Raw genomic sequence first — 25,484 nt, forward strand, 5'->3', positions numbered from 1 at the left:
GCCGCACCCCGGACCGGCTTCGTCCCGTAGCGTTTTCCTTCCACCGCGGGGACCCGCGGTGTACGAAGGGGAGGGTTACATGAACTCGCTTGTCTCGACGGCCCGCTGGTTAGGCTCCCTGGCGGTGGCGGGAGCGCTGCTGCTCACCGGGTCCGGCTCCGCCGGCGCCGCCACCCACACCTCCGGCGGCCCGGTCCCGGGCGTCCCGCAGACCGTCGAACTGGACTCGTCCCCCGCCTCGGTGGCCGTCAGCCCGGACGGGCACAAGGCCTACGTCGCGGTGAAGGACACCACCAAGGGCGCCAAGGTGAAGGTGGTCGACACCCAGAGCGGCGCGATCACCGCGGTGGTGACACTGTCCACCGGTCTCGGCGCCGGCCCGGGACCGCTGGCCGTCAGCCCCGACGGCTCGCGCGTCTACGTGCTCTTCTCCACCGCCCGCAAGGCACCGCTGTCCAGCCTGGGCGCCATCGACACGGCCACCGACACCGTCGTCTCCAGCACCGAGGCACCCGACCAGCCGCGGCCCGACGGCACCTTCCCCGGCGCCCTCACCTCCCTGGCCGTCAGCCCCGACGGCGCCACCGTCTACGTCGGCCAGGACGGACCGGCCCGCTACCACCGCCCGGCCGAGCCGGGCGCCCGGGTCCTGTCCTTCTCCCCGCAGCAGCAGGCCTACACCACCGCCATCCCGGTCCCCGGCCACTACCTGGGCTCGATCGTCACGCCCCCGAACGGCGACACCGCGTACACCGCCACCGACGAGAACCTGGTCCGCCTGGACACCAGCACCGCGACCCCGACCATCACCGGAACCACCGCCGCCACCATCGGCTCCCGCCCGATCCTGGCCCTCTCCCCGGACGCCACCCGCCTCTACGGCGTGGGCAACAACGGCACCGGCTACGCCGTCGACCTCGCCACCGACACCCTCACCACCCTCGACCTCGCCCCCGGCCAGTGGCTGCAGAACCCCTCGGTGTCCGCCGACGGCACCCGGCTCTACCTGGTCCTGCAGGACCTCACCAGCGGCGACAGCAAGGCCTCGGTCCTCGCCCTGGACACCGCGACCAACACCCTCGTCCCCGCCGAGGAGATCACCGGCCTCAACTGGGTCACCGCCCTGGCCCTCGGCCCCGACGCCCACACCTTCTACCTCACCGTCAACTCCACCCTGCGCATCCTCGCCCACTGACCGCACCCACCCCGCACCCCGCCCCGCCTTCGGGGCGGGGTGCCCCGGCCAAGACCCCCGACCCCAAGGGGTCCACCGGGGGTGACCACTGCCGGGAATGAGTCAGTGGAACACGATGGCGTGGCCGCCCTCGATGCTTGCCAGGCACGCCCGATAGAGCTGGTACCAGGTGAAGCGCTCCGTCGCGAACGGTCCGTCCACCGCGAGGTCCCGAGCCTCCCAGGCCTCCCCCGAACCGGAGTGAACGCTCTCGTCGTCGAGGTTGATGCCGATCGACGGCGCCAGGTCCGACAGTTCAGCCAGCAGGCGCTGACTGGAGCCGACGATTCCGGCGCCCTCGACTCCCGCCTCATCAGGGAGGAAGAGCGGATCCTCGAACTCGACCGGCACGTAGTAGCCGGAGCTGTCGGAGTGACAGAGCAGATGGGAGGCCAGCCTCGACGTCTCATCCTGGATCTTCTCGCAATCGCGGTCGAACTGGCGCCCGCTGACCTCCAGAGCCGACGTGACAGGTTCGCCGAGGTTCACGAGCACCAGGATGCGGCGCAGCTGGGTCAGGTACCCATAGGGAAAGCCACCGGAGAAGGTGCGGGCACGAGGCGGATCGGTGATCTCCGGCTCGTGCCAGCTGACCCCCTCCTCCACGAGCGCCCGGCCGAGGCGGGCGAAGGCCGACCGGTGATGGTCGAGACCTTCCGCATCGTTGCGAGCCTGGTCGTAGAGGAGTCCCACTGATATCGAAAGTCCCATGGGCCAGAGTCTAGGAACACCCCCTGACGGCGACGTTCCGCCGCCGCTCCGACAGCCTTGTCTCGGGGGGGTGAGGAACATCGGAGCGACACTGGCGCAACCCTCCCCCGCTCTCCAGAGTCCGTCGGCCTGCGCTTTCATGGTGGTTGAACCTTCGGCGGTCGTGCTGCCCCGAGCAGGGGCATCAACCCGCAGGCGGACCGGCACGTTCCCGCCCGAACCGAGTCCGACACCCGCCTCCTGGCAACCCGCCCCTCCCTTCGTGAAAGGCTTGCCGCCATGCGCGAAGTACCGGAGGACCGCGCCGTACGGAGCTTTCTGTCAGCGATCCGCGTCGGCGACCTGTGTGGTGGGATCGCATCAGAGGTCACCCGCTCCGGGGTGGCGGTGACGTTGGACGGGTTCCCGGCGAGACAGCTGGGGTTCGTCGGCTCGTTGGACCTGCCCTGGGGGCGGCCTCGGAGCGAGGGTGTGGAGGTCGGTCAGCGGATCACCGCCGAGGTCATCGCCGTCGACCCGCCCGCGCGCCGCGTACGGCTGTCCATGGCAGCCACCGGGAACCCGGAGTTGTGGGCCTTTCTGAAGCGGCTCGCCCCAGGCCAGATCCTCGCCGGCACGGTCGCGTCGATCGAGTCGTTCGGCGTGTTCGTGGCGCTGGACGACGGGCCCGGCCATCCGGTCTTCCCGGGGGTCGGGTTCATCACGATCCCCGAACTGTCCTGGTGTCACTTCGAAACGGCCTCCGACATCGTCCGGGTCGGCGAGCGCGTCTCGTGCGGATTCCTCCACTTCGACACCACGAACGGGGAGGCCAGGCTGTCCTTGCGCGCTACGCGGCCGGACCCCTTCCAGGACTTCGCCGACGGAGTCGCCGCGGGCCGGACACTGCGCGGAAGGGTCACCCGGCTGATCCCGTTCGGCGCCTTCGTCCAGGTCGCCGACGGGGTCGAGGGGCTGATCCACCTCAAGGACCTCGCACGGACACCCGTACGGACGCCACAGGAGGTCGTAGGAGTCGGCGACGAAGTCCTGGTCGTCGTCACCGACATCGACCGAGGACGCCGAAGGCTGGCGCTGTCGCGGCAGGAGCCCCCCTCCCGCTGATCGTGATCGTCCCGGGTGCGGCGCACTCGGCGCGTAGCCGGTTGGCGCGCCGCCAGCCGCGTGCCCCTCGGTCTCCCACAGGCGCCGGGCTCAGAAGAGCACGTCCTCGCCGCCGGGCTCGGGTATCCCGATCACACAGGTGGACCCGGGGTCGTCGGGCACGGAGCGAGGGCGCGTCGGGGGTGGACAGGAAAATCGGGCGCTCGTTCGTACCGCCTCGGGTACCGTGGCGCACTGCCCTGTCGGGAAGGGCCACAGCGAGGCGGGGAGGAACCGGTGGAGATGGACGAGGCGGCGCGGGCCGCATGGTGGGAGAGCCTGCCCGCGGGGATCCGCGACGAGATCGACGGGTACGTCCTCCAGGACTCCCTCTTCCACGCGCTGCGGACCGTCGTCGATGTCGGCCGCGTCCCCTCCGGCATCGGCATCCGCATCGCGCAGGACATCGTCAACGACCGCTACACCCACCACGGCGACCGGATCGCCCGGAGCCCCGACAGCCCCCTCGACCTGGAGTCCCTGGCATTCCGTGTCGCCGGCTGCCCCGGCCGCGTCGTGGCGATCGAGGCGGTCTGGGACGGCGACACCGTCCACGACTGGTTCACGGTCCTGCTGGCGATCACCGAGGACCCGGTGCGGGAGCACCCGTTGGCCACCGTCTACTCCACCACGGCCAGGCGCTACCTGGACGGGGAAGGGGTCGGCAGCGGACAGCTCGTGTGCGCCGCGGCCGCCGAACACGCGGGCCGGGCCCTGGCCAAGCACCTGTCGGTCCCCTTCCACTTCGCCAGCCCTGACACCCCGGACGACGAGGCTCCCCGCTGGCGGGGCTGAGAGGTGCGGCGCTGTCGGCCGGAGCTCGGCCGACAGCGCCGCTCAACGTCGCCGCCCGCCGGGGCACAGACGCAACCGTCTCGAACCCGGCCGGACCGCCGAGCTCGCACAGGCCCTCGCCGACGCCCGGGCGGTGCTCGAAGCCTCCCCTCCGGACCCGGACCCGGACCCGGACCCGGCCCCGCCGGAAGGCGGCCCGTTCGGACCTCGCGTCCCGGCAGCAGGCAGCTGAACCGCGCGCGCCCTGACCGGCGCGCGTCGTGCGGACGGGGGTACAACGGCTGCGGCCGGGGGCGTGGGAAGCCAGGATCGAGCCATGGCCATTCGCTTGGGACTCGGGCTGCCGCAGATGAAGTGGTACGACCTCGCGCGTGCTCCGGCGGCGGTGGCACGGGCGGCGGAGCGGATCGGCTACGACAGCCTGTGGGTCTTCGAGCGGGTGCTGGTCCCCGAGCGGCCGCGGCAGGGCCTGTACGACGTGCCGGGACTGGCCTGGCCGGACTCCTACCGGTCGGTCGCCCATCCGCTGGTGGTGCTCTCGCTCGCCGCCGCGGCGACGGAGCGGGCCCGGCTCGGCAGCAGCGTCCTGGTCGCGCCCCTGCACGGGCCGTTCCAGCTGGCCCGCGCCCTCGCGACGCTGGACGCGGCGAGCGGCGGCCGCGTGGTCGCGGGGCTGGGGACGGGCTGGTCGCTGGACGAGCACGCGGCGGCCGGGCACGCGCCGTTCGAGGAGCGCGGAGCCGTCCTGGACGAACTGCTGGACGTCTGCGCGGCGGTGTGGGGCCCCGACCCCGTGTCGTACCGGGGCAGGCACGCCCTGGTCGACGAGGCGGAGGTCGGGCCGAAGCCCGTACGCCCCGTGCCCGTCTACCTGGCGGCGTCCGGCGGCAATGCCCTGGACCGGGTGGCCCGCCGCGCCGACGGCTGGCTGCCGACAGGCATCACGCCCGGGCAACTGGCCGTCCTGCGGCGTGAGATCGGCGAGCGAGCAGCGTTGTACGGCCGCAATGCGGGCGCGATCCAGGTCTGCGCGAGGGCGAACGTCCGGATCACCGAGGCCCCGGTCCGCGATGCCGAGCGGAAGCCCTTCGTCGGCACGGTCGAGCAGATCGTCCAGGACACGGCCGGCTACGCGGCCGCGGGGGCGGACGAGGTGTTGCTCGATCTCCAGACGAACGCGCGGGATGCCGACGAACTCGCCGATCTGGCGGCCCGGGTGCACGCGGACATCCGCGGCGCGGGGATCTGAGACCCCTGGAAGCCGCCGTCGCCCCGCCGTCAGCGGCTCACCGGACGCCTTCCCAGAGCGACCGCTCCCGGCCGCCCGGGTCCTGCCTCAGCCGGAAGGCGTCACCGGTCAGGTGCAGCACTGAACGGTCCGGGCCGTAGGAAGGCCAGTCGGGCTCCGGCCGTCCCTCGCGGGCGAAGGCGAGCCAGGCGGCGCGCATCCGGTCGGACAGCTCCTTCGGAGGCTCCGCCCCGAGGAGCGGGTCGGTGGTTCCGAAGACCAGGCCGATCTCCGCCATGTGGCAGGCGCCCAGCCGGCCGTCCAAGGCGGTCGAGGGGTGGGCGAACTCGTAGACGAAGGTCCGTGCGCCCAGGGCGGCACGGGCCTCCGCCACGCGGACGGCCGGGATGCGGTAGGAGTAGTCGGTCATCACGGCCGAGAACAGGTCCCCGGGCGTGGCCTCCGGACGGCCGGCCCGGTAGGCGGCGGCCGCCTGCGCGGCGTCAAGCCCGAACGAGGCCAGGAATCCGTGCAGGACCTCGTCCGTGATGCGGTCGGCCATGCCCAACGCGACGAGGAAGAGCCGGAATTCGTCGGTGGTCGTACCGGCGAGCAGGTCGATGTCGCGGCCCGCCCCGGCCGCGACGGCGTCGACGGGCCGGGCGCGCAGGGTCGTCCCGTCGACCACCGGCAGCACCGTGGTGCCGCCGCCGGCGGACTCGCCCCACCGGCCCGGGGCCGTGTCCCGGGCCATCTCCTGGCCGAGGGCGGCGTTGGCGGCGATCAGCCGTTCCGGGGGCACGGCTGCCAGGGCCTCCGTGGTGTGCTCGACCCCGGCGATGGCGGCCAGCCGCTCGGTGATCCGGCGCCCGGTCTCCAGGGAGTGGCAGTGGTGCCCGGCGCCGCTCTGGGTGATCGCGCGGTGGAACAGCCCCTCGGCCCGCTCCATGGTCATCAGCGCCGTGATGCTGATGGCTCCGGCCGACTGGCCGAACACAGTGACGTTGTCCGGATCGCCGCCGAACGCCGCGATGTTGTCACGGACCCACTCCAGGGCGGCTATCTGGTCCAGCAGGCCGAGGTTGGCCGTTCCGTCGGGCAGCAGCAGGAAGCCCTCGGCGCCCAGGCGGTAGTTGAGCGTGACGCACACCGCGCCGTCCGCGGCGAGCCGGGTGCCGTCGTAGCCGGGCAGCGAACCGGATCCGTTGCGGAACGCCCCGCCGTGGATCCAGACCAGGACCGGAAGACGGCCGGCGGCACGCCCCGGTGCGGGGGACCACACATTGAGGTTGAGACAGTCCTCCCCCGTCTCCACGGGCTCCACCAGGAGTTCGGCCATGGCGGAGGAATAGCCGGGCTGCGGCGCGGCCTGCCCCGGGCGGCCGCAGTCGTGCTCCCCCGCCCAGGGCTCGGGCGGCCGCGCCGGACGGAACCGGAGCGGCCCGAAGGGCGGTGCCGCGTACGGGATGCCCAGGAAGGCCGCGACGCCTTCGCGCTCCTGGCCCCGCACCTTGCCGTACGCGGTGGAGACGGTCACGCTCGCCAAAGCAGCACCTCGCGGAGTTGTCGATCAGCCGATGCGCCACTCCACCACGGAACGCCCGGGAAGGTCATCTCCATTCGCGGTGCAACCGATCAACCGGCGGGCGTGCTGGTGGTGTCGGGTAGCGCGGGGACGGCTTTCGGGGAGCTTGGCGGGGTGGACCTGGTCCATGCCTCCCTCGGGCAGGCAGCGGCGGGGGGAGGCGATCCACCCGTCGTGGAACTCGGAGAGGACGTTGCCGGGCGTGAGCACGATCGACAACGGCAGGCCCCGGCCGTCGACGGCGAGGTGGACCTTGGTGGTCGGCCCTCCCCGCGACCGACCGAGAGCCTGCCGCGCCTGCGAGCGGGTGCGGCCACCCGACTCCCCGCCGGGTGGCCGTCCCTGGGGAAGGCCAAGCCGACTGGCCGCCGGCACCGGGGCGCGGGTGAGACCGTGCCACGACCTCGGCCGCGGGGAAGCCGTGGCGCGCAAAAGCGGCAGTGTCCTGCGGGTTCCCTTCCGGGAGCCGCAGGACACTGCCGGCCTGGTTCTCCGCGAAGTGGTTATGCCACGCCGAGCAGCCAGGGCTCGGCGGGCTGGGCCATGTTGGTACCGCTACCGGTGGCCAGCCACAGCCTCCCGTCCCCGCCCTTCCAGGCGACCTCGTAGCTGCCGTCGGCCATTGTGACGAGCGAGGGGCTGGAGGAGCTGCCGTTGGCGCCGACGCCGAGCAGCCACGGTTCGGCGGGCTGGGCCATGTTGGTACCGCTACCGGTGGCCAGCCACAGCCTGCCGTCGTCGCCCTTCCACGCGACCTCGTAACCACCGCCCGGCAGGGCCGCCAGCGACGGGCTGGTGGTGTCGGCCACGCCGAGCAGCCAGGGCTCGGCGGGCTGGGCCATGTTGGTGCCACTGCCGGTCGCCAGCCACAGCCTCCCGTCCCCGCCCTTCCAAGCCACCTCGTAGCTGCCGTCGGCCATCGTGACGAGCGAGGGGCTGGAGGAGCTGCCGTTGGCGCCGACGCCGAGCAGCCACGGTTCGGCGGGCTGGGCCATGTTGGTGCCACTGCCGGTGGCCAGCCACAGCCTGCCGTCGTCGCCCTTCCACGCGACCTCGTAACCACCGCCCGGCAGGGCCGCCAGCGACGGGCTGGTGGTGTCGGCCACGCCGAGCAGCCAGGGCTCGGCGGGCTGGGCCATGTTGGTACCACTGCCGGTCGCCAGCCACAGCCTGCCGTCACCGCCCTTCCAAGCCACCTCCCAGCCTCCGTTGGTCAGGGCGGTGATCGACGGGCTGGTGCCGGGGAAGACGCCGAGCAGCCACGGTTCGGCGGGCTGGGCCATGTTGGTGCCACTGCCGGTGCCGATCCACAGCCTCCCGTCGTCCCCGGCCCAGGCGGTGGCCCAGCTGCCGTCGGTCATCGTGGCGATGGACGGCTTGGAGTTCTCGGCGACGCCGAGCAGCCACGGCGCGGCGGGCTGGGCCATGTAGGTACCGCCGCCGGTGCCGATCCACAGCTTTCCGTCGGTGCCGCGCCAGGTCGTGACATATCCGCCGCCGGGCGTCACTGACAGGCCGGAGGAACTGCTGCGCGGCACGGGTGACGCGGGCGGGGTGACGGGGGCGTTCGACAGGTTCTTGTAGCGCAGGGCGACGTAGCCCGAGGTGGGGTGGCCCTCGATCGACGAGGAGTGGATGTTCGCCTTGCTCGGGCCGTGGGTGGGGTCGTTGCGGTTCGACTCGGCGTAGTAGAGGAAGTCCCCGGCGGCTTTGTCGGTCCAGCCGGCGAACAGGAAGATGTGCTCGTGGGGGTAGGCCATCGCATCGCCGGGCTGGAGGTTGGCGAAGTCACCGACGGCGGTGTCGTAGGTGGTGTTGGGAGAGCCGTCGGCGTTGGTGAAGGCGGGTCCGCCGTCGGTGACGACCAGGCTCTTGTCCAGGTGCCAGGCCATCGAGACGAACCCGGAGCAGTCCTCCCGGTAGTCGCGGCCCTGCGGGTCGGGGGCGGAGCCCTGTTGGTTGTAGGGGACGTGCTTGTCCACCCAGGACTGGGCGCGGGAGAGGACCTCGACGGAGGAGATCTGGCCGCCGATCGAGCTGGCGGCCTGAGCGGGAGCGGCCAGGGTGAGCAGGCTCGCGCCGAGGGCGGCGGCGGTGGCGAGTGCCAGGGAGGCGCGGCGGGTCCTACGAGCAGGCATGGGGATGTCCTCACGGGTGTGTGGAGAAGACGGAGTGGCCGGGCACCGGGCGGGCACGGCGTGGTTCCGTTCGTACGGGCGAGTGGCGTGGACGGCTGTCCTGCAGGAACAGCGGTCGGCCGGACGGACGCGGGTGATCAGCGGCCGGGGACGCTCGGCGCGGGGGCCGGCGGGAGGTAACGCAGTTTCAGCACGGGGGAGTTGCGGTAGCTGCGGGCGACCAGGGCGGCGGCGCGGTCGGTGGTGGCCTCGGCTCCGGGCCCGGTGGGCGGGAGCAGGAAGAGCAGCAGGTCGAGGCGGCTGGGCTCGGTGCGGGCGCTGGCGTGTTCCAGGCCGTCCTCGGGCGTGGTGTGGGCCCACAGGATGTCGAGGGCTTCGGCGGCCTCGGTCAGGGGGTCCGGGACGGTGCCGGGGCGGTGGTCCAGGCTGAGGTAGACGATGTCCATCAGCGGGTCAGCCCCACTGGAACTCACTCGGGTCCACCTGAGCCGCGGACGTGGCCGGAGCGGCGGCGGTCGGAGCGGCGGCGAGGGTGCCGTCGGCGGCCGAGGGCAGCAGGGCGACGGCGGCGGTGAGGGCGGCAGCCGCGGTGGCGACGGCAAGAGGCAGGCGGATCATGGTCGTTGTCCTTCACGAGGCGAGGGGACGGGACATGGGCCGGGTCGGCGCTCCGCGGTGGCGCTCGGTCCGTTCGCCGCCGCGGGTGCTCCCCGGTGGCGATGGCTCAAGCTTCGCCGCCCGGTGGTGGCGGCGGTAGGACTTCCGGCTGTCGCCAAAGCGCCAGGCGGGATCCCGACAGGATGACGGAGCCGGGCACCTCCGGTCCGGCCCGGTTCGTCCCGGGGCAGACCCACGCAACAGCCCTGGAGCCCGGCACTACGGGCAGGCCCACCAAATGCCTCGCGCGTACTCAAACGCCCCAAAGTGGATCTTGAATGGGATGTGAAGGGCCTGCCATCATGGGCCGCGATGCCGAAGCGCCGCCGCGTCTTCACGGGGGGCAACACCACCATGCTCGAATCCTTGGGGCTGTCCGGCGCCGCCGCCGCCGTCTACCGGGCCATGCTCGACCGGCCCGGTGCCGGAGTCGCCGCACTCGCCGCCGACCTGGGCCTGACCGCCGGCCAGGTGCACGCCGGCCTGGAGGAGCTCGCCGCCCTGCTGCTGGTGCGCGCCTCCAGCGAACACCCCGGCCGGATGCGCGCGGTCAGCCCCGAAGTCGGCCTCGCCGACATGCTGGCCCGCCAGGAGGCCGAACTCGCCGCCCGCCAGGCCCAGCTCGCCGCCTCCCGCGCTGCCGTCACCCGACTGGTCGCCGACCGCGCCGAAAGCCGGACCGCGCACGGCGAACGCCTGCTCGGCATGGACGCCATCCAGGCCCGCCTGGAGGAACTGGCCCGCGGCGTACGGGCCGAGTGCCTCGGCGTCCACCCCGGTACCGGCCACCGCCCCGAGGACCTGGCCGCGGCCCAGAGCGCCAACGCCGGAGCCCTGGCCCGCGGCATCGTGATCAGAAGCCTCTACCAGGACGCCGTCCGCAACGTCCCGCACACCGTCGCCCACGCGAGCTGGGTGCTCGACCACGGCGGCGAGATCCGCACCGCCCCGGTCATCCCGCAGCGCCTGGTCATCGTCGACCGCGCCCAGGCCCTCGTCCCGATCGACCCCGCCGACACCCGCAAAGGCGCACTCCACGTCACCGAACCCGGCCTGGTCGGCGCCTTGTGCGAACTCTTCGACCAAGCCTGGGCCACCGCCGTACCCCTCGGCGCCACCCGCGCCCAGGACGCCGCGACGGGCCTGAGCGACACCGAACGCGAGCTCCTGCGCCTGCTCGGCTCCGGCCTCACCGACGACACCGCCGGCCAGCGCCTCGGTGTCTCGTCCCGCACCGTCAACCGCCTGATGGCCTCCATCATGGAACGCCTGGATGCCAGCAGCCGCTTCGAGGCAGGCATCAAGGCCGCCCACAAGGGCTGGCTCTGACACCCGACCACCCGGCTGCTCATCCTCCTGCTGATTGACGGCCGCACCGCCGTCCACCCCGAGCCCCGGCATACCGCGGGCCGGCGCGTCCACCAGCTCGGCGGGCCCGGAAAGCCGAGCGGATCCGTCGAGGAGCAGGATGAAGTCGAGGAGCGGGGTGAAGCAGGTCCCGGCCGGGAAGCGGGCGGGAGGGCGCGCGTTCCGTTCCGGCACCGAGGGGGCCTGCCGGTCGCACGTGGCGGTTCGTACGGCGGCGGATTCGGCCGCGCCGGAGGACGGACAGGATGATCCGGCCGCGCCCACGACCCGTCGACCGAGACGCTAGTGTGTGCGGATGAGTGAGGAGCCGCAACCGCAGGTGTTCCCGAACCTTTGGGCTGACGCCGGCGGTCCCGGCGGCCACGGTTCGCCCCGCGATCGCTGCACGTGCGTCGAGCACGTCCGTACCAGGCCGCAGGGGCCGACCCGCTTCCACCGGGAACGCCAGGACACCACCGCACCGGGATGGATCCGCCTTCTCGAACTGGTCGAAGAGGCGGCGGCCGACGGACGTGAGGTCTTCAAGCCGCTCGTGGACCTCACGGCGGAACAGCGGCGCCAGGTCGTCACGCTCCCGCCGACCATCGCCAAGCTCACCTCGGTCAAGCACCTCGTGCTGTACGGCAGCAACCTGGTGCGCATCCCGCCCGAGATCGGCGCGATGCGCGGCCTTGAGGAGTTCACCCCGTACACCTCCTACCGCCTGCACTGGTTCCCGTACGAGATCACCCGGTGTGCCAACCTGCGTCGCAGTACGGTGAGCACCCGGGCCGTGTACGGGAACTACAAGCGGCGGCCGCCCTTCCCGCAGCTGCCGACGGCGGCCGCCGCCCGGGGCGTCGACGTCGAGGGCCTCGACCCCGGTGTGTGGGGTGCCTCGGCGATCCGTACGTGCAGCGTCTGCGACCGGCGCGTCGAGGGCGTGAACCTCCGTCAGGCCTGGATCTCCCTGTGGACGTCGGGCGCCGACGTCCTGCCGCTGCTGGTCAACGCCTGTTCGACGGCGTGCATCGACGCGCTGCCGGTGCCAACCGAGGGCTACGTCCAGGTGCCGCACGCCGGCGGGCCGGGTGTCGAGCAGCCGACGGCCGGCCGTCGGCCTCGCTGACGCGGTGCGGCCACGACCGCCGGGGCGGGGCCCACGACGCAAGGTACGGTCCGTCACATGTCGAAACACGGACGACGGATCCGCCTGACCGCCGGGGCTGCCATAGCCCTGCTCGGCGGCGGCTTCGCGATCAACGCCTGGATGAACCGGGTTCCGGAGACCAGGGTCTACGAGGGCACCGTGGCCGGCCAGTTGCTGCTGGTCGGCTCGGACGGCCGGACCCTGACACTGAGCATCGGGTGGGGTTGTGAGAAGCAGCCCGAACTCGTGGTCCGCGAGTCCGCCGACGCGGTGAAGGTCTCCCTGCGGCACACAGTCCCCCCGGGGTTCTGCGACCCGGGTGGCATCGGACAGATCACGACCCACCTGAACAGACCGCTCGGGACCAGGGCGCTGAACGACGCCACCGGCAAGCCCGCCGTCCACTTCGACGAGCGCGACCTCCTGCGGCCCGTGTTCCTGCCGGAGAACTACTCCCCCTATCCCGCGGGCAGGATGGTCCACCTGCCCGGTCTGGCCCCGCTCCCGACCGACACTCCGGCCTGGGCCAGCGGGTACCGACTGGGGACGGGCCCTGAACAAGGCAATCTGATCATCAGCCAGACCCTCCGGAACAGCGCACCACCGGAGGGCCGGGCCGCCCTGGTCAAGGGCCACCCCGCGGCCATCACGCAATCCGATCCGAACGGCGGGCCCCGTTCGCTGACCTGGTCGGACGGGACCTACACCTTCGTCGTCACGACCGGCGCTCCCCCGCGGCTCTCGGACGAGGAACTCGTCCGCGTCGCCGAGAATCTGCGGTGACCGACACCACGACGTCATCCGGCGGCCGTCCGTCAGGCCGACCCGGCGGAGTCGCGGCCGCTCCTTCGCCGGTCAGGGCGGAGAGGCTTCATCGAGTCGGACGCCCCCGCCTCCGGGACGTGCCGGGGGCGGGGGCGTCGGGTGCGGGGTGGGCCCGGGGTCAGCTCCGGGTGGCCACGAGCTGGCTGGAGCCGTCCGGCAGGCCCGCGATGGCGGCGCGCAGGGCCGGGAAGGTGCTCGCGCCGTACGGGCCCTGGACGGCGGCGAAGCCGGACCAGGAGCCGTTGCCGAAGCGGGTCTCGTGGTAGACGTTGCCGTCGTTGCCGACCACCGCCACCTGGGACGAGCCGTCCGGCAGGCCGGCGATGCCGACCGTCCGCGCGCCCATGGTGGGCGCACCGACGCCGGAGAGCGGGGCGAAGCCGCTCCAAGTGCCGTTGGGGAAACGGGACTCGTGGTAGACGTTGCCGTCGTTGCCGATCGCCAGGACCTGCGAGGAACCGTCCGACAGGCCCGTGATGGCCACCCGGCCGGCCGCCATCCGCGAGGTGTTCACCCCGGGGAGCGGGGCGAAGCCGCTCCAAGTGCCGTTGGGGAAACGGGACTCGTGGTAGACGTTGCCGTCGCTGCCGATCGCCAGGACCTGCGAGGAGCCGTCGGACAGGCCGGCGATGGCGACGTCCCCGGCCAGCATGCTCGGTGTGCCGACCCCGGACAACGGGGCGAAGCCGCTCCAAGTGCCGTCGGGGAAACGGGACTCGTGGTAGACGTTACCGTCACTGCCGATGCTCACCACCTGCGAGGAGCCGTCCGGCAGGCCCGCGATGGCGGCCCGGCGGGCCTGGGTGGCGGGCGTGCCGTCGTCGGGGAGCGCGGCGAAGCCGCTCCAGCTGCCGTTCGCGGCGCGGACCCCGTGGTAGAGCCGGCCGTCCAGGCCGATGCCCAGCTCCTGCGAGGAGCCTCCCGGCAGCCCGGCGATCGCGGCCTCCGAGCCGCGGAAGACGCCCGCACCGCCCGTCAGCGGGCTGAAGCCGGGCCAGGCGCCCGAGCTCTGGCGCACTCCGAGGAAGAGCGCGGAGGACAGGGAGGGCGGGGCGCTGGTGAGCTGGATGTCGACGTAGTCCTGGTCGATCGCTATGGAGTAGCCGCCCCAGCTCTCCGGGTTCGCCGGCGAGGCGTACTGGTGGGCGCGCTGGTGGTTGGACCAGTAGCCGGCCGGTATCGACGGGTCGGCGGTGTCCTCCTTGCCGTTCCAGTTGGCGCTGAAGACGGCGTCGGGCATGGTGTAGGCGCTGTTGCCGGCGTTGGCGGCGAGGTCCTTCATGCCGGACGAGGAGCTGCTGTAGACGCCGGAGTTGTAGCCCCAGGCGTGCAGTTCGTTGGTCCAGGCGGTGAGGAAGGCGAGCACCGTGGCCGAGTACTGCGGGGTGGTGTAGCCCTCCATGTCGTAGTAGAGGATCGTGCCGGGGCCGAAGCCGAGGGCCTGGGCCTGGGCCACCGCGTCGTCGGCGGCGTTGGCGCCCTCGGTGGCGGGGTAGGCGATCTTCGGGGCCTGCACGCCGACGTACAGCGGCATGAAGGACCAGCCCGCGGACTGCTGCTGCTGGACCCAGGAGGACGTCAGGTTCGGCTGGGCGCAGCCCCGCCTGACACCGCCGATGTAGATGCCGACCGCCCGGTACGGGGAGGAGGTCATCCACGCGTTCATCGCGGCGCCGGAGGGCGCCGTGCAGGCGTCGAAGCCCTTGCCGGTGTAGTTCGTCGCCGACGCGGGCACCTGGGCCGCGGCGGCCATCGGTACGGCCATGGCCCGGCTGGACGGCGCGGCGGCGGACTTGGGCGTGGCGGACTTCGCGGCGGGGGCCGTCGGGGCTGCGGCGGACGCCGGCTCCGGTCGGTGTTCCGGCGCGGGGGTGAGCCCGGCACTGGTGATGATCCGCCGCACCAGCGGCTGGTCCGTGTCGTACGTACCGGTCACCGCGACGACGCCGTCCTCCGCGCGGATCGTCTGCGCGACCGGGTTGGAGCCCTCCCGGTCGGGCGCGGCGCCGGCGGCGGGCTCGACCAGCAGGGCCTCCGAGCGGCCGGTCAACCGCGGCGGGCAGACCTGCTGTTCGCCCGGGTGGCCGAGGTACACCGCGTGCTGGTCGAAGCGGACACAGGCCTGCGGGTCCGCGGCCAGGTCGACGACCGGCCAGGCCGTGGGCACCTGGAAGACGCGGCCCTGGTAGGTCACCTTCTTGGTGTCCGGGCTTCCGGCGGGGGCGGCTACGGCGGAGCCGGCGGCGGGCGCCGCCATGAGGACGGCCGCCGCGACGGCCGCGGCGCTCCGGAGCGCTGTCATACGGGTCTTCACCCAGATATCTCCTGACACGACGAAAGGCCGCATGCCGACAGGTCGGCCGCGCGGCACGGGCACGTCACCCTATCCGCGCCCTCGGACAGGTGGTGTCACAGGCCCCTCCGGTCCGGCCGACCGTCCGTCGGCCGTCGCCCCGGGGCCCGTTCCCGCGCGTCGGGCCAGCCCGGCGGACAGGACACGTTCTGTTCTCAACTCCGGTCGCGTGTGGGACCGTTGGCAGCGGTAGTCGGCACGGAGAGACCCGGATCGCGGGGGAACGGGGTGGTGGACATGACGGACCGACCGGGCCCGTACGGACCGAACCGCCGGGGCCTGCTCGCCTCGGCCGGCGCCCTGCTGGCCGGCGGCGCGGCCTCGGGCCTGCCGGGGGCCGCGGGGTCCGCCGGAGGAGCCGCTCCGGCGCAGGCCCCGGGCCGGGGCGCGGCGGTGATCCGGCGGGGCGACCCCCGGTACGCGAGCCTGCTGCGGGGCGACAACTTCCGCTTCGCCGGCGACCCGGACGAGATCCGGGTCGCCGCCACCACCGAGGACGTCGTACGCGCCGTCACGGAGGCGCTGCGCTCCGGGCGGAGGATCGCGCCGCGCAGCGGCGGCCACTGCTTCGAGGACTTCACCGCCGATCCGGGCGTCCGCCTGCTGCTGGACCTCTCCCCCATGGACGCGGTCGGCTACGACCCGGAGCGGCGGGCGTTCGCCGTCCGGCCCGGCGCCACGCTCGGGCGGGTGTACCGGGCGCTGTTCACGGGCTGGGGCGTGACGGTCCCGGCGGGCGCGTGCCCCGAGGTGGGCGCCGGCGGGCACTTCGCCGGTGGCGGGTACGGGCCGCTCTCGCGCCGCTACGGCTCGGTGGTGGACCACCTCCACGGCGTGGAGGTGGTGGTGGCGGACCGGGCCGACCGGGCGCGGACGGTGGTCGCCACCCGTGAGCCGGACGACCCGCACCGGGACCTGTGGTGGGCCCACACCGGCGGTGGCGGCGGCAACTTCGGCGTGGTCACCCGCTACTGGCTGCGCTCCCCGGACGCGACGGGCGACGACCCGTCCCGGCTGCTGCCGCCCTCGCCCCGCGAGCTGAAGGGCTACCAGGCTGTCTGGGCCTGGGACGAGCGGATGACGGAACAGGCGTTCACCACCCTGCTGCGCAACTTCGGCACCTGGCACGAGCGTCACAGCGAGCCGGGCTCCCCGTACGCGGGCCTGTACGCGATCCTCTCGGTGGCCCGTCGCGGCGGCGGCCCGATCACGATGTTCGTGCAGGCCGACGCGGCCGTCCCCGACCTGGACCGGATGGTGGCCGAGCTCGTGTCCGCGGTCGGCGCGGGCACCGGCGTCGAACCCGCCGTCGACCACCGGACCGTACCGTGGCTGCACGCCCTCACCTGGCCGGGCGCGGGAGCGGCCGGGGACATGTTCAGCCGGCGCTACAAGCTCAAGGCGGCGTACCTGCGCCGCTCGTACACCGACGCCCAACTCACCACCGCCTACAGCTGGTTGACGGACGGCGCCGCCGTCTCGCACGGCGGTCTGCTGTTCGTCGGCTACGGCGGCCAGGTGAACGCGGTGGCGCCGGGGGCGACCGCGACCGCCCAGCGGGACGCGGTGATGAAGGTCGTCTACCAGACGGTGTGGACGGACGAGCGGGAGGACGCGGCGAACCTCGCCTGGGTGCGGGGGTTCTACCGCGCGATGTACGCGGACACCGGCGGCGTGCCGGTGCCCGGCGAGGTCAGCGACGGCTCGTACATCAACTACCCCGACGCCGACCTCGCCGACCCGGCCTGGAACCGCTCCGGCGTCCCGTGGCACACCCTCTACTACAAGGACGGCTACCCGCGGCTCCAGGCCGTGAAGGCCCGCTGGGACCCGTACGGGCTCTTCCGGCACACCCTCTCCGTCGAGCCCCGGCCGGCCCCGTGACGCCGCTCCGGAACAGCCGGGTCCCGGAGGGGCAAACGGCGGGTCAGCGGACGGTCACCTGCCAGGCGCTGTAGGCCGTGGCCATGCGGCCGGCGATGCCGGGGCAGTAGTAGGTCGACGGGTTCATGGTGGCGGCGGGGAAGACGGTCGAGTTGGAGGGGCCGGCGTCGCTCCAGGCGCCGGTGGCGGGGGTGCGGACCTTCAGCCCGGTGGTCTCGACGACCCGTCCGCTCAGGTCCTGGCAGACGCCCACGTTGCCGGAGGCCGTCCGGTCGGAGTAGTACTCGAACATGTCCCAGCCGTAGTCGAGGCCGGTCTGGTCGGTGCCCCGGCTGGTGAAGAACGGGTCCCAGGTGCTGGTGGCGACGTTGTAGAGGGAGGCGCTCCAGGTATTGGTCCGGGCGTCGGTGAGCTGGACCTGGACGCTGTAGGCGGAGCGGCCGTTCACGGTGGCGCCGTACTTCCGGAGGAAGGCGGCGTCGATGTCGACGGTCGCGCCGACCGCCTGGGAGGGGTCGGTGGTGCACCAGTCCCAGGCCCATATCTGGGCGCTGTCCCGGGTGTGGACGGTGACCATCTCGATGCAGGAGTTGCTGCGCGGCTTGGTGGTGGGGGCGTAGAGGAAGTCGTTGGCGCCGCTCAGGCGCAGCGCGTCGTCGAGGGTGTGGGTGGCGATGACGGCGTCGTAGCCGGTGTTGCCGTTGGGGCCCAGCTCGGTGCCCCACCACCGGTGGGCCTGGGCGGCGATCGGTGCCGGGGCGGTGCGGTTCGTGGCCGTCTCCGAGGGCCGCGCCTCCGTGGCGAGGCCCGCGCGCAGCTCGCGGAACCGCTGGACGGCGGGCCGGTCCTGCGGCCTGATGCCGGCGTCGCCGAGGACGCGGCCGGACACGGGGGCGCCCGTCGGCGCGTCGGCCCGCGGGGCGGCCGGGTGGGCGGCGTGGGCCGGAGCCGACGCCGGGACCGGGGTCGCCTGGGCGCCAGGCGCGAGGGCGGTTCCGGCGACGGCGAGGGCACACGCGCCGGCGGCCGCGGCCGCGGTCCTCAGTACGGACGAACGGCGCGATAGTGTCGTGCTCATGACACTCCTAGGTGTGGGGGAACCCGAGGGGGGTGGCAGCCGCCGCCCGCCGGGGAGCGGACCGGAAGCGTGGGGGGATCCGGTCACCGGCGAACGGAGCGGGTGGCCATCAGCCTGGGCCAGGCCCCGGCACGACACAATCCGGCTGCCGGAACTACCCATACTCAATCAATCCACCCGGCCTGAACGCCGGTTGCCCACCCGGGCGTCCGAACCCCGAACCGCGGGCATCCTCACGATCGGGCCCGGCGGGCGGGCGCAGCCCCGTACGCACCGCCAGGACGTACGCACCGTCAGGACGAGCGGAGGCGAGCGTGAGCGACCCCTGGAAGGCCGTGCTCCACGGTTCCCTCGCCGACCCGGCCCGCCCCGGGACGGTCCTGCTGGTGGAGGGCCCGGCCGGCACCGGCAAGTCGCACCTCGTGGCAGGGCTCCGCCGCCGACACCCGGCCGGCTCCGGCTGCCTGACCCTGACCTGCCCCGGCCCGTCCGACGACGACGACGCACAGCACGCCCTCGACGCCCTCACCCGCGCCTTCGGCGACCCGACCCGGACCGCCGTCCCGACCCTGCTGGTCGTGGAGGACGTCCACCGGGCCGACGAACGCACCAGGTGCCGGATCCGGCACCTGGCCCGCATGCTCCCGAACGGCTGCGCCCTGGTGCTCACCTGGCGGCCCGAGAACCTTCCGGCCGACCGGCCCCTGCTGGGCGAGCCGCTCACCTGCCCGCCCGGCACCGCCGTCCTCCGGATCCGGACCGGTCCGCTCCCGGCCGCGGCGGCACGGGAGTTGGCCGAACGGACCCTGGGCACCCGGTGCCCGGACGATGTGATCGAGCGGCTGTACGCGGTCACCGGCGGCGTCGCCCAGGTGCTCGTGGACGTCCTGCCCGTCCTGGCCGGCACCGTCCTGGCGGGCACTGCCCCGGACGGCCCGACCGTGGACGCCGTCGAGGCGCTGGAGGCCCCACCACGCCTGGCCGAGACCGTACTGCGCCGACTCGCCCACCTCCCGTCGGACGCCCGGCGGTTGGCGCACGCCGCGGCGGTGCTGGGCGAACCGGCCTCCGAAGCCGAACTGGCAGCCCTGACCGACCTGACGGCGGAGACGGCGCGCGGCATGCTCCTCGCCGCCCTCACCGCGGCCGTGCTGACCGACCTCGGCCCCCGGCGGTACGGCTTCCGCGTGCCGCTCGCCGCCCGGGCCGTGACCGCGAGCCTCCCCGCCCCCGAACGCGCCGACCTGCACCACCGGGCGGCGCAGGTGCTGAGACGGCGCGCCGACGTCCCCTGGCCGCAGGTCGCCGGGCACCTCCTGGCGGCAGGGGTCCGCCGCGGCCTGGTCCGGGCCGCCGAGCGCGCCGCCGAGACCCACGCCGCCGCCGGACGGCACCGCGAGGCCGCCCGGCTCCTCCAGGACCTGCTCGCCGACCGCCGGATCCCCGGCCCCGCCCGCGCGAGGCTCGCCACGGCGGCTCTGCGCCGCATCGCCGGGTTCACCCTCCAGGACGCCGGCGCCCTGCTCGACACCCTCACCGGCGCCCCGCTCCTGCCCGGCCCGCTGCGCGCCCAGGCCCGGGTGCTGCAGGGGCTGTCGCTGTGCACCCCGACGACACCGGACCACGACGGCTGGCTGCACCTGGAGCGCGCCGCCAGGACCCTCCCCGACGAACCCGGCCTCGCCGCCCGCGTCCTGGCCGCGATGTCCATGCCGCACTGGCCCGGCATCCCGCTCGCCGAGCACCGGCAGTGCGCGGAACGAGCCGGCGCCGCGCTGGCGGGCACCACCGACCCCGTTCTGCGGGCCGCCGTCAACGCCAACCTCGTCGGGCTGCTCCTGACCCTCGGCGACCCCGGGGCCGAACAGGCGCTCCCGGCCCGGCCGTTGGGGGAGGACGAGGGCAACGGTGACGCCGCGTCGGCCGGTCACCGGGCCCGCGCCCTGTGCAACGCCGCCGACGCCACCCTGTGGCTCGGCCGCTACCACGACAGCCGGGCTTTCCTCGAACGCGGCGCGGCCCTGGCCGGACGCCACCACGCCGGCCCCCACGTCGCCCACGGCATCCGCAGCATCCGGCTGCTCCTCGACTGGGCCACCGGCCGCTGGACGGGCCTCGCCGACCGGGCCGCCGACCTGGTCGCGGACACCGCGCGAACCCCGGTGCTCGGCCACGAGGCACGAACCGTCCTCGCCGCGCTGTGCCTCGCCCGCGGCGAGTGGTCCCAGTGCCGGGCCTGGCTGGCCGGCGGCCTGGCGCCGCACCCGGACCAGCAGTTGGCACCGGTGGCGGCGCTCTCCTCGACCGTACTCGTCCGGCTGGCCCTGGCCCGCGGCGACCACGACGACGCCAGAGCGCACGCGACGCAGGCCTGGGGACGGTTGCGGAGCAAGGGCATCTGGGCCTGGGCGGCGGAACTGGCGCCCTGGGCCGTCACGGCGGCGCTGAGCGCCGGCGACCCCGCCACGGCCCGGACGATGGCCCGGGACCTCCGCACGGCCACCGGCGCGCCGCACCTGCCGCTCGCCGCGGCCGCCCGACGGTGGTGCCGCGCCACCCTGGCCGAGCACGACGGGGACCTCGCGCGCGCCGCCGACGGCTACCGCGCCGCCGCGGACGCCTACGCCGCGCTGCCCCGCCCGTACATGGCCGCCCTGGCAGCGGAGGCCGCGGCCCGCTGCGCCGCGGGCGAAGGCGAGGGCGCCGACCGCGACACCGTCGACCGGCTGACCGACGCCCTCCTCATGCTGACCGGGCTCGGCGCCACCCACGACGCCGCCCGCGTCCGCTCCCGCCTGCGCGCCCTCGCACCCCCGCGCCGAGGCCGGCCCGCCCATCCCGGGCTCTCCCCGCGCGAACGGGAGGTCGCCGAACTCGCGGCCGGAGGCCTGACGAATCGTCAGATCGCGATCGCACTGCACCTGTCCACCAGGACCGTCGAGAACCATGTGGCCAGGGTTCTGCGCAAGCTGTCCGCGCCGTCCCGCCGGGACCTCCCCGCGAGGCTCTGGCGCGCCTCGGCCGATCAGGCCCTGAGCCGCCCGGTCGACCCGCCGTCGACCGGCAGCTCGCCCGGGAGGTAGCCGTAGCCGGCCCGGCCCGGCACCGCCTCGGCGAGGACCCGGACCAGCGCGGCCGGCGGCGTCGCGAAGATCCCGGGGTAGTCGCACTCCCCCAGCTCCGGCCGCACCGGCCAGGCCAGCCGCTCCCGCTCCAGGTCGTACCGCGCGTCGACGCCCTCGCGGTTGCCCCGGGCGTCCAGGCGAGCCCAACGGCCGTTCAGGTGCACGGCGTTGAGGGCGTGCAGCACGAAGTCGCCCTCGCCGTCCGTCAGTCGCTGGTAGCACAGGCCCGTCGGCACGCCCTGCGCTCGCAGCAGCGCCGCCAGCAGGTGGGCCTTGCCGTGGCAGATCGCGTTGCCCGCGGCCAGCACCTCCGAGGCGCGGAACGCCCCGCTGTAGTCGCCCGCGTCGGCGGAGTGCCGGACCTCGTCGCGGACGTACTGGAAGGCCGCCTCGGGGGTGGCCAACTCGGCGGCCAACCGCCGCAGTTGCCGGTCCTGGTGGTCGATGACCCCGTCCGCCACGAGGTAGGCGGCGAGGTCGTCGGTCTCCGGTTGCAGGATCATGCCGCCCATCGTGCCCCGCCCCACGGGCCGCACGGGCGGAATTCCAGCCCGTGGACAGGGCCTGGGGCCCGGGAGCGGGGCGGCCGGAAGCGGGGCGGCCGGAAGCGGCTTCGGACGTACGGCCGGGTCTACTTGGGGGCGGCGGTCATGGAGGCGACCGCGTCCGCCACGCTGCCCCGGTAGTTGCCCATCTTGGGGTTCAGGACGTGGGCCCCGGCGGGGAGCGGGAAGTTGCGGGTGTTCGCGAGGGGCATGTTGGTGCCCTCGCCGTCGACCAGCACGTTGATCTCGTTGATGCCGGGGGCGGTGCCGGTGGTGGCGCCGCTCGGGTCGAGGTCGATCACCGCGTAGGCGCTCCGGCCCGCCGGGACCGGGAACCGCTCCGTGCCGCTGGCGAGCACCGGCTTGAGGTTCTTGCTCTGGTCCCGGGCGGCCGAGTCGCCCAGGTCGACGCCCGGGGAGGAGCTCAGGCTGCAGGCCTTCGCGCCGGTGTTGCGCACCTCGATCACCCACTGGTTGGCCGCCCCGGCGCGCGCCGACGCGTTGATCGAGAGGTTCTGGATGTCGCACGGCTGGGCGGCGGCACTCCCGCCACCGGCCCCGCCACCGCTCGACGGGCTCGCACCGGCCGGCGTGTGCGCGGCGGTGGGCGCCGCCGAGCCGGCGGGAGCCGGTGCGCCCGGAGCCGGTGCGCCCGCCGAGGGAGCACCGGCGGCCGCCTTGGTGGGCGCGGAGCTCGCCGAGCCGGCGGGCGCGTCGGTGTTCTCAGGCCCGCAGGCGGTCAACGCGAGCCCCGCCCCGACGACGAGGACGGCGGAGACGAACAGCGGGCGACGGCGACGGACGGACATGGTGGCTCCCCGATGGCGATGTGGACTGCTTGATCGAACACACCACAGGACGGCCGGACGACGGCATTCGGTGCCATGCGCAGCGTCACAATCGCCAGGACATGACAGGGACTGGACTGTGACACTCGGTCAGCCACAAGGCAGTTGACGGCACCCCTGGCCTGCCGGTACACCCGGTCCCGCCAGCGCGGCCTGCCCGACGTCTACGGGAGGAGGCGCGTGCCTCCCGGCCATGTCGTGGTGGCGGGCCCGGGTGAGGCGGATCCGCGAGAGGGCAGGGCTCCGGCCGGCACGACCGGGGTTCCCATTCGCCTCGCAGGAGGTGCGTCGGGGGATTCCCGTTGTGACGATGGCCCCACGGGTCGGGCCCACGGATTGGCTGCGTGAACGGCCCCCGACTGCCCACCGGTACCTTCGCCGGGCCGACGCGTTCCGCCCGGCGTACCCGGGGTCGTCTGCTGCCCGGGGACGTGCCGAGCCCGTCCCCTCCCACCATTCCCATCCGTCGAGAGCAGAGGGAAACCCGCATGTCCGTACGTCGAAGCGCCCTGACCGTGTCCGCCGTCCTCGCCGCGCTGGCCACCGGCGTGGCACCGGCCGCCGACGCCGCCCCGGCAACCGCCTCGGAGATCCTGAACTGCACCGTGAACGCCGCCGTCACCTTCGACCCGGCGTTGTCGGCCGGCCCGGAGGCCACCACCGTGACGATCGGGGGGACGGCGACCGGGTGCACCGACTCCCAGAGCGGCCCGACGGCCGTGGTGGGCGGCACCGTCACGGCGACGCTCACGTTCGGCACGCTCAGCTGCAACCCGCTCACGGTGCCGGCGCTGGTCCCGGGCTCCACGGCGACCTTCACCTGGAACCTGCAGAACGGGACGCAGGCCAGCAGCACCATCACCGACATCGCCGTCGTCGAGGTCGACGGAGCCGGCACCCTCACCGGAACCGTCACCGGCTCCTCCTCGCGCCTCGCCGGGGAGACCCTGACCGCGGTCCTGAACATCGACAGCGACCAGCCGATCATCGACAACTGCATCGACGTCCTGGCAGGCATTGGCCAGCCAATCGCCCACTCGACCCTCACCGCCGCCACCGCCTTCAGCTGACCCCGCGCCACCACGGACCCGCGCGGTTCCGCCCACAGAGGACATCACGGCACGCCGAGGTCCTCCGGATGCCGCACGCGCCGACCGGTCTGCCGTTTCCCGGGAAACGGCAGACCGGTCGGCGCGGGGTGTCCCGGGAGGCCTAGACGAGTAGTTCCGGAGTCGGGCGCTTCAGTCCAGGACGACCGTCACGCCGCGCTCGTCGAGGATCTCCAGGACTCGGTCGAAGTAGGAGCTGCTCGCGCCGCACCCGACGGCCTGGTCGGCGAAGGCACGACGGGCGATGTCGGAATCGCGCCAGATCAGAGTGAACGGTGGAACGACCGCCGGCCCGCCGCCGAGTCGGTCCCGGAGCCAGAAGAGGTCTCCGCCCAGTTCCCGGCCGGGGCCGAGGACGGCCTCGCCGATGGCCAGGTGAAGGCCTGGCACGTCGGTGGCGAAGCGGCCGTCGAGGTGGTACTCGCCACCGGAGCGGCCGATCCCGGGGCCGTACGGGCCACTGGTCGTCAGCCGCAGCCACGCGTAGCGGCCCCGGGTGGTGAGCGGCGCCCAGAGGTTGGGCCGGCTCGGTTCGCCGTCGTACCAGGTCTCGTGAATCGCGCGGGCCTCCAGGGGCGGGCGGTCGTCGCGACGGTCCGCGAGCGTGAGGTCCAGCAGGGAGCTGCCCACGACGGAGGGCCGCACGTCGGCGATGTCGACGTCGACGCCGTAGTAGTACATGACCCGACCGTTGCGGTCCAACGCCACCAGCCACACGCACTCCCAAGGCCGGGGGTGCGGGTCCTTCAGCCGTTCCAGCAGCGCGTCGGTCGGCTCACAACCGATCAGGTGGATCGGGTTTGTCCGCGGGGGGCGCTGCGGGTACAGCCCCCGCGCTTCGAGGCAAGTGCCGAGCGGTTCGTCGCTCCGCCGGCGCGCCGACCTGATTTCGAAGCGGTACGAGGTCGGGGCCTCTGGCACGGCCAGGGCCCTGTCCATGGTGTTCGCGACACCGGCGCCGAGGACCAGGTCGATCCGGTCCGGGTCACTGGGCGTGGGGCTGTGGGTGATGACGGAGACGTCGACGAGCTCGACGTCCGTCGGCGATGTCCTGTCGTCCGCGTCGAGGACGTCCACGACCAGGTCCCCGAGCAGCCGGCCCTCCGCAGCGGGTCGGGTGGCGAGTGCGGCGAGCCGACTGTCACTGGGGCAGCCGCGCAGCGTGACGACCTCCCGGGGCGGCGGCACCGGCGCCACGTACAGCCCCTCGACGTCGACGCAGCGCGCGAGGAGCGCGACGCGTTCGGTGTCCTCCAGGCTGGAATCGTCCTCGACGAGCAGGTAGCGCAGCGGGAGATCCCGCTTCCAGCCGAGGAACTCCGTGACCCGCATCCGACCTCCGGTACTCGAACCCTCCGAACCGGGCCACCCTACGGCCCGTCGGTAAGATGATCACCCGGGTTTTTCGCCGGTGAGACCCCCTCTCAGCCGAGCCGATGCGCACCGCCATGCGATGGATGCGCGGCGTTCGACCCGGCGAGGGACTGCTGAAGTCCGTCCGCCAGCTCGTCGAGTCCGTCAACGACACCCTCAAGGGCCAACTCGGGCTCGAACAGCACGGCGGGTGCACCATCGAAGGAGTCGGCGCCCGAGCTGGCCAGCGGCTGCTGGCGATGACCTGCGCGATCTGGCACAACCGCACCACTGGCCGACCCGTCACCCGCTCATTGATCGTCTACGACCACTGACCGACTTCGGAACTACTCGTCTAGGGCCTGTGTGATGTTGT

20 protein-coding genes and 2 pseudogenes are annotated in these 25,484 nt (G+C 73.6%); 11 read left to right on the forward strand and 11 right to left on the reverse strand.

All coding sequences use genetic code 11. The features are described from left to right. The first annotated feature begins 79 nt into the window (after window positions 1-79). On the forward strand, window positions 80-1,195 hold the full coding sequence (locus AMK13_RS40510; protein WP_143204773.1) for a YncE family protein: 1,116 nt from the start codon (window positions 80-82) through the stop codon (window positions 1,193-1,195). A gap of 102 nt (window positions 1,196-1,297) precedes the next feature. On the opposite strand, the gene AMK13_RS40515 is transcribed toward AMK13_RS40510, so the two are convergent. Next, window positions 1,298-1,945: a hypothetical protein gene (locus tag AMK13_RS40515; protein ID WP_143204774.1), complete on the reverse strand. Its 648-nt coding sequence runs from the start codon at window positions 1,943-1,945 to the stop codon at window positions 1,298-1,300. A 471-nt stretch (window positions 1,946-2,416) separates the two neighbouring features. Here AMK13_RS40515 and AMK13_RS40520 point away from each other — a divergent pair, with 471 nt between their 5' ends. The 3 genes from AMK13_RS40520 to AMK13_RS40530 all read left to right on the forward strand — a co-directional run bounded on the left by AMK13_RS40520 (window position 2,417) and on the right by AMK13_RS40530 (window position 5,132). Then, window positions 2,417-3,049, forward strand: a complete 633-nt coding sequence (locus AMK13_RS40520) for a S1 RNA-binding domain-containing protein (protein ID WP_338016397.1) — start codon at window positions 2,417-2,419, stop codon at window positions 3,047-3,049. Between the two features lie 282 nt (window positions 3,050-3,331). Further along, window positions 3,332-3,883 (forward strand): hypothetical protein, encoded by a 552-nt coding sequence (locus AMK13_RS40525; RefSeq protein WP_074006488.1) that lies wholly within the window; start codon window positions 3,332-3,334, stop codon window positions 3,881-3,883. A gap of 316 nt (window positions 3,884-4,199) precedes the next feature. After that, complete coding sequence (locus AMK13_RS40530) at window positions 4,200-5,132, forward strand: TIGR03619 family F420-dependent LLM class oxidoreductase (protein ID WP_074006489.1); 933 nt, start codon at window positions 4,200-4,202, stop codon at window positions 5,130-5,132. 37 nt (window positions 5,133-5,169) lie between these two features. Here the strand turns inward: AMK13_RS40530 and AMK13_RS40535 are convergent, their stop codons facing one another. From AMK13_RS40535 to AMK13_RS43930, 5 genes and pseudogenes are all read right to left on the reverse strand, one after another. Continuing rightward, a complete protein-coding gene (locus tag AMK13_RS40535) occupies window positions 5,170-6,648 on the reverse strand; it encodes a carboxylesterase/lipase family protein (protein ID WP_074006490.1) in 1,479 nt (492 codons plus the stop codon). Window positions 6,649-6,891: 243 nt separating this feature from the next. Continuing rightward, window positions 6,892-6,981 (reverse strand): annotated as a pseudogene (locus AMK13_RS42700) (IS5/IS1182 family transposase); the annotation flags it as partial. Window positions 6,982-7,199: 218 nt separating this feature from the next. Further along, window positions 7,200-8,834 carry a hypothetical protein gene (locus AMK13_RS40545; RefSeq protein ID WP_074006491.1) on the reverse strand — a complete coding sequence of 545 codons (1,635 nt, stop codon included), beginning with the start codon at window positions 8,832-8,834 and terminating at the stop codon, window positions 7,200-7,202. 137 nt (window positions 8,835-8,971) lie between these two features. Then, window positions 8,972-9,307 carry a hypothetical protein gene (locus AMK13_RS40550; protein WP_143204775.1) on the reverse strand — a complete coding sequence of 112 codons (336 nt, stop codon included), beginning with the start codon at window positions 9,305-9,307 and terminating at the stop codon, window positions 8,972-8,974. Next, on the reverse strand, window positions 9,288-9,452 hold the full coding sequence (locus tag AMK13_RS43930; protein ID WP_158077808.1) for a hypothetical protein: 165 nt from the start codon (window positions 9,450-9,452) through the stop codon (window positions 9,288-9,290). The genes AMK13_RS40550 and AMK13_RS43930 overlap by 20 nt, the downstream gene beginning before the upstream one ends. A gap of 351 nt (window positions 9,453-9,803) precedes the next feature. On the opposite strand from AMK13_RS43930, the gene AMK13_RS40555 reads away from it, so the two are divergent. From AMK13_RS40555 to AMK13_RS40565, 3 genes are all read left to right on the forward strand, one after another. Then, window positions 9,804-10,820, forward strand: a complete 1,017-nt coding sequence (locus AMK13_RS40555; RefSeq protein WP_241853246.1) for a helix-turn-helix domain-containing protein — start codon at window positions 9,804-9,806, stop codon at window positions 10,818-10,820. Between the two features lie 334 nt (window positions 10,821-11,154). Continuing rightward, window positions 11,155-11,967, forward strand: a complete 813-nt coding sequence (locus AMK13_RS40560; protein WP_074006493.1) for a hypothetical protein — start codon at window positions 11,155-11,157, stop codon at window positions 11,965-11,967. Between the two features lie 57 nt (window positions 11,968-12,024). Then, entirely contained in the window at window positions 12,025-12,771 is a 747-nt protein-coding gene (locus AMK13_RS40565; RefSeq protein WP_074006494.1) for a hypothetical protein, read from the forward strand. Window positions 12,772-12,931: 160 nt separating this feature from the next. Here AMK13_RS40565 and AMK13_RS44375 read toward each other — a convergent pair whose 3' ends face one another. Beyond that, window positions 12,932-15,115, reverse strand: a complete 2,184-nt coding sequence (locus AMK13_RS44375) for a glycoside hydrolase domain-containing protein (RefSeq protein ID WP_074006495.1) — start codon at window positions 15,113-15,115, stop codon at window positions 12,932-12,934. Between the two features lie 288 nt (window positions 15,116-15,403). Between AMK13_RS44375 and AMK13_RS40575 the strand changes: the two genes are divergently transcribed. Continuing rightward, window positions 15,404-17,050, forward strand: coding sequence for an FAD-binding oxidoreductase (locus tag AMK13_RS40575; protein ID WP_074006496.1), 1,647 nt, complete (start codon window positions 15,404-15,406; stop codon window positions 17,048-17,050). A gap of 43 nt (window positions 17,051-17,093) precedes the next feature. On the opposite strand, the gene AMK13_RS43935 is transcribed toward AMK13_RS40575, so the two are convergent. Next, window positions 17,094-18,128 carry a hypothetical protein gene (locus tag AMK13_RS43935; RefSeq protein ID WP_074006497.1) on the reverse strand — a complete coding sequence of 345 codons (1,035 nt, stop codon included), beginning with the start codon at window positions 18,126-18,128 and terminating at the stop codon, window positions 17,094-17,096. 314 nt (window positions 18,129-18,442) lie between these two features. Here AMK13_RS43935 and AMK13_RS40585 point away from each other — a divergent pair, with 314 nt between their 5' ends. Beyond that, a complete protein-coding gene (locus AMK13_RS40585; protein ID WP_074006498.1) occupies window positions 18,443-21,211 on the forward strand; it encodes a helix-turn-helix transcriptional regulator in 2,769 nt (922 codons plus the stop codon). Here AMK13_RS40585 and AMK13_RS40590 read toward each other — a convergent pair. Continuing rightward, window positions 21,154-21,756 carry a transglutaminase domain-containing protein gene (locus AMK13_RS40590; protein WP_074006505.1) on the reverse strand — a complete coding sequence of 201 codons (603 nt, stop codon included), beginning with the start codon at window positions 21,754-21,756 and terminating at the stop codon, window positions 21,154-21,156. The genes AMK13_RS40585 and AMK13_RS40590 overlap by 58 nt on opposite strands. 128 nt (window positions 21,757-21,884) lie before the next feature. Further along, window positions 21,885-22,607, reverse strand: a complete 723-nt coding sequence (locus AMK13_RS40595; RefSeq protein ID WP_074006499.1) for a DUF4232 domain-containing protein — start codon at window positions 22,605-22,607, stop codon at window positions 21,885-21,887. A gap of 527 nt (window positions 22,608-23,134) precedes the next feature. On the opposite strand from AMK13_RS40595, the gene AMK13_RS40600 reads away from it, so the two are divergent. Continuing rightward, on the forward strand, window positions 23,135-23,716 hold the full coding sequence (locus AMK13_RS40600) for a hypothetical protein (RefSeq protein WP_074006500.1): 582 nt from the start codon (window positions 23,135-23,137) through the stop codon (window positions 23,714-23,716). 171 nt (window positions 23,717-23,887) lie between these two features. Here AMK13_RS40600 and AMK13_RS40605 read toward each other — a convergent pair whose 3' ends face one another. Beyond that, the gene (locus tag AMK13_RS40605; protein ID WP_079272970.1) at window positions 23,888-25,087 is read right to left on the reverse strand and encodes a hypothetical protein; all 1,200 of its coding nucleotides are present in this window, start codon (window positions 25,085-25,087) and stop codon (window positions 23,888-23,890) included. A gap of 137 nt (window positions 25,088-25,224) precedes the next feature. Here AMK13_RS40605 and AMK13_RS40610 point away from each other — a divergent pair. Continuing rightward, window positions 25,225-25,443 (forward strand): annotated as a pseudogene (locus tag AMK13_RS40610) (IS982 family transposase); the annotation flags it as partial. Window positions 25,444-25,484: the final 41 nt, after the last annotated feature.

The sequence above is a fragment of the Streptomyces sp. CB02056 genome, assembly GCF_001905545.1.
GTDB lineage: Bacteria > Actinomycetota > Actinomycetes > Streptomycetales > Streptomycetaceae > Kitasatospora.

Coding starts and splice junctions, on each gene's coding strand:
- AMK13_RS43930 (WP_158077808.1), bottom strand. CDS start 9,452: ATGATCCGCCTGCCTCTTGCCGTCGCCACCGCGGCTGCCGCCCTCACC.
- AMK13_RS40545 (WP_074006491.1), bottom strand. CDS start 8,834: ATGCCTGCTCGTAGGACCCGCCGCGCCTCCCTGGCACTCGCCACCGCC.
- AMK13_RS44375 (WP_074006495.1), bottom strand. CDS start 15,115: ATGACAGCGCTCCGGAGCGCCGCGGCCGTCGCGGCGGCCGTCCTCATG.
- AMK13_RS43935 (WP_074006497.1), bottom strand. CDS start 18,128: ATGAGCACGACACTATCGCGCCGTTCGTCCGTACTGAGGACCGCGGCC.
- AMK13_RS40575 (WP_074006496.1), top strand. CDS start 15,404: ATGACGGACCGACCGGGCCCGTACGGACCGAACCGCCGGGGCCTGCTC.
- AMK13_RS40510 (WP_143204773.1), top strand. CDS start 80: ATGAACTCGCTTGTCTCGACGGCCCGCTGGTTAGGCTCCCTGGCGGTG.
- AMK13_RS40560 (WP_074006493.1), top strand. CDS start 11,155: ATGAGTGAGGAGCCGCAACCGCAGGTGTTCCCGAACCTTTGGGCTGAC.
- AMK13_RS40565 (WP_074006494.1), top strand. CDS start 12,025: ATGTCGAAACACGGACGACGGATCCGCCTGACCGCCGGGGCTGCCATA.
- AMK13_RS40600 (WP_074006500.1), top strand. CDS start 23,135: ATGTCCGTACGTCGAAGCGCCCTGACCGTGTCCGCCGTCCTCGCCGCG.
- AMK13_RS40530 (WP_074006489.1), top strand. CDS start 4,200: ATGGCCATTCGCTTGGGACTCGGGCTGCCGCAGATGAAGTGGTACGAC.
- AMK13_RS40525 (WP_074006488.1), top strand. CDS start 3,332: ATGGACGAGGCGGCGCGGGCCGCATGGTGGGAGAGCCTGCCCGCGGGG.
- AMK13_RS40555 (WP_241853246.1), top strand. CDS start 9,804: ATGCCGAAGCGCCGCCGCGTCTTCACGGGGGGCAACACCACCATGCTC.
- AMK13_RS40605 (WP_079272970.1), bottom strand. CDS start 25,087: ATGCGGGTCACGGAGTTCCTCGGCTGGAAGCGGGATCTCCCGCTGCGC.
- AMK13_RS40515 (WP_143204774.1), bottom strand. CDS start 1,945: ATGGGACTTTCGATATCAGTGGGACTCCTCTACGACCAGGCTCGCAAC.
- AMK13_RS40590 (WP_074006505.1), bottom strand. CDS start 21,756: ATGATCCTGCAACCGGAGACCGACGACCTCGCCGCCTACCTCGTGGCG.
- AMK13_RS40595 (WP_074006499.1), bottom strand. CDS start 22,607: ATGTCCGTCCGTCGCCGTCGCCCGCTGTTCGTCTCCGCCGTCCTCGTC.